The sequence below is a fragment of the Lampropedia aestuarii genome, from assembly GCF_004803635.1.
GTDB lineage: Bacteria > Pseudomonadota > Gammaproteobacteria > Burkholderiales > Burkholderiaceae_C > Lampropedia > Lampropedia aestuarii.
Genome location: NZ_SSWX01000052.1, coordinates 1 through 2,663, shown reverse-complemented (window position 1 = coordinate 2,663; position 2,663 = coordinate 1). Strand labels below are relative to the sequence as shown.

At 49.1% G+C, this 2,663-nt stretch carries 3 protein-coding genes and 1 pseudogene; 3 read left to right on the top strand and 1 reads right to left on the bottom strand.

What is annotated here, in order from left to right:
• Together E8K88_RS18125 and E8K88_RS17825 are read left to right on the top strand one after the other, a co-directional pair.
• Window positions 1-407, top strand: a 407-nt coding sequence (locus tag E8K88_RS18125; RefSeq protein ID WP_205880128.1) for a hypothetical protein, incomplete at its 5' end; no start/stop codon positions are given.
• Window positions 408-417: 10 nt separating this feature from the next.
• Complete coding sequence (locus E8K88_RS17825; RefSeq protein WP_136408011.1) at window positions 418-960, top strand: hypothetical protein; 543 nt, start codon at window positions 418-420, stop codon at window positions 958-960.
• Window positions 961-1,105: 145 nt separating this feature from the next.
• On the opposite strand, the gene E8K88_RS17820 is transcribed toward E8K88_RS17825, so the two are convergent.
• A protein-coding gene (locus E8K88_RS17820; protein WP_136408010.1) for an IS3 family transposase occupies window positions 1,106-2,304 on the bottom strand; the annotation gives its coding sequence in 2 pieces (ribosomal slippage) (window positions 1,106-2,022 and window positions 2,022-2,304; 1,200 coding nt in all).
• Between the two features lie 96 nt (window positions 2,305-2,400).
• Between E8K88_RS17820 and E8K88_RS18225 the strand changes: the two are divergent.
• Window positions 2,401-2,663 (top strand): annotated as a pseudogene (locus E8K88_RS18225) (IS3 family transposase); the annotation flags it as partial.

The following is a 2,663-nucleotide window of genomic DNA, read 5'->3' as shown; positions in this document are numbered from 1 at the left end:
ATGCGCCGAATCCGCTTTCTTGGATTGATCCATGGGGTGGTGTCAGGACGAATGCCGCTTCAGGCAAAAAACACGCCGACCTAGTGACGCAGAAAGCGCAGAGTAAATATGGCCCTCAAAACGTACAAACTGAGGTCTATATTCGCCCATTGGATAATAATGGCAATCCCGTTAATTATCGAGTGCGTGCTGACAATACTGTTGGCTCAGCGAAAAGTCCAGATTTTATCATTGAGTCTAAAGGTTCTCCAAATGCGCCGCTCACTAAGAACCAGAAAAAAGGGTATCCATTGATTGATAGAAATGGCGGAATTATTAAGCAAGGGAGCGGTAAAGATAAAATATCCACCCCTATTTCTTCAACGCCGCATAAGATTATTAGACCTAGAGATATTGATAAGATTTAAGGAAGCTCATATGCGAAGAAGCAAGCAAACTAAATATGTTACGCTCGATAGTGAGATTTGGGAGTATAAGAATAACTACTACATCATGCAGATGTGCCAACAAGGAAAGGTACTGCATCCAAAAATTGGTTCTAATCAAATGCCTGGAGAATATACATGCGTCAGTACTAAAACACCTACCGATACAGAGGCTGGTCAATTAGGCAAGGCAACTCTCAAAGCGCTTGATGACTTTGATGTTCAAGTTCATCCTTATGAAGTGGTTGATATCCCTGAGCGAAATAAAATCATCGCTTCATGGTTTTGCGCTCGTGGTATGGGAAGCTTAATAAAAAATGTACGCGTGGTGCAGGTTATTCAAATCATTGAGGCGGGGATGATCAAAGTGAGGCCTCTGGATGGGAGAGATAAAAATAACTGGAACTGTCCTATAGAAGAGGAAGCTATAGAAATTAAGTACTCGGAAGCAAATATAGATCAACTATTGGGTGAGGCGATTAAAGCGGCTTTTGCAGTCACGCCCTACAGTCCTGAGAGAAAAGACCCTATTTAAAGCGTTCCAGAATTTGAGCAGCATGTGTGGCGGGCCGCAAAATTTTGCGGTGCGGGAGTGACCTTGCCCTNTGGCTGGGCCTCATTGGCCCTAGTCATTGATTACTTGACCTTGCCCCTGTTAAGTGGAGTTCTTAACAATGAATTTATGCAGCCTGTTGACGCTGTGCAGCATGCCAGCGACGCTCATACTCGATAGGGCTGAGATAGCCCAGCGAGGAATGTAAACGTCGATGATTGTAGAACTTGATCCAGTCCAAGATTGCGTGCTTGGCTTGCTCTCTAGTCGTAAATTTTTGACCGTGCACGCTGCCCATTTTCAATCGGCCCCAAAGACTTTCTGTTGGTGAATTATCCCAACAATTTCCTTTTCGACTCATTGATGACAACGCCTTTTTATCCTTGAGAGCCTTCTGGAACTCATGGCTGCAGTATTGGCTGCCTCGGTCGCTGTGCACGATCAATCCCGGCTTTGGCCTGCGTCGCCACCAAGCCATCTCCAGTGCGTTTTTGACCAGGCTTGCCTCCAGGTGTGCTGCCAGACTCCAGCCCACGATTTGCCTGCTATGCAAGTCCAGCATGACGGCCAGATATAGCCAACCTTCTGCAGTGTGGATATAGGTGATATCCGTTGTCCAGACCCGATTCGGCTCAACTTGCGTGAAACGTCTTTGCACTAAGTCAGCTGCCACCGGCAACTTATGCCGGCTGTCTGTTGTGACCACGAATTTACGCGTGGTTTTGGCCCTGATGCCGTGTTCCTGCATGAGTTTTCGCACGCGCTCTTTACCAACGCGAAAACCTCTGCTCTGCAGCTCCTTTTGCATGCGCGGCCAGCCGTACTCCCCTTTGACTTCTAGGTCAATGGCGCGCATGTGTGCGACGATCAAGGCGTCAGTCAGCCGCGTGTTAGCACCGCATTGAGATTTGGATTGGCCAAGCCAACGAAAGTAGCCGCTGATGCTCACTTGCAGCACTTTGCAGCTCACTTTCACGGCCCAACACTTCTTCATTTGATCAATCCAGGCGTACTTCGCAGCGTGTCCTGCGCGAAGTACGCCGCCGCTTTTTTTGCGATGTCGCACTCCATACGAAGGCGTGCGTTCTCGGCTCTCAAGCGCGTTATTTCCATCTGCTCCGCCGTGACCGTTGACGTGCTCGCCTTGGATTGCTGCAGACTGCCCTTCAGCTCATCTTTGCAGTCCAGACGCACCCAATTGGTCAACGACCCTTTGGGAATGTTCAATTCTTTAGCGGCTGCTGTGACACCACTTGTGCGTGCCTGCCTCACTGCCTCCTGCTTGAACTCCAGCGTGTATTTCGCTCTGATTTGCCTTGTGCTCATCTCTTAACTCCTTGCCTATATTTTGACCGAAGCTAAGAACTCCATTTTTCGGGGGCAAGGTCACTTCAGGCGCAGTTGGTTGAGCCTGTCAAAGCCATGATTGAAGAGAACCCTTCGTTTGGCTACCGTACGGTGGCACACCTGCTGCGCATGAACAAAAACACCGTGCAGCGCATCTTCCAAATTAAAGGCTGGCAGATACGCAAGAGGGCTGTGGGCTTTAGACCTCGCATTCAAGCTTTGCCATCGGTGGCCAAGGCTCCAGATGAGCGCTGGGCTACTGATCTGTGCAGAGTATGGACGGGCAAGGATGGCTGGGCCTCATTGACCCTAGTCATTGATTGCTACAGTCGGGAGCT

Excerpts from the sequence above, each read along its gene's own strand:
- E8K88_RS17825 (WP_136408011.1), top strand. The coding sequence starts at position 418 with ATGCGAAGAAGCAAGCAAACTAAATATGTTACGCTCGATAGTGAGATT.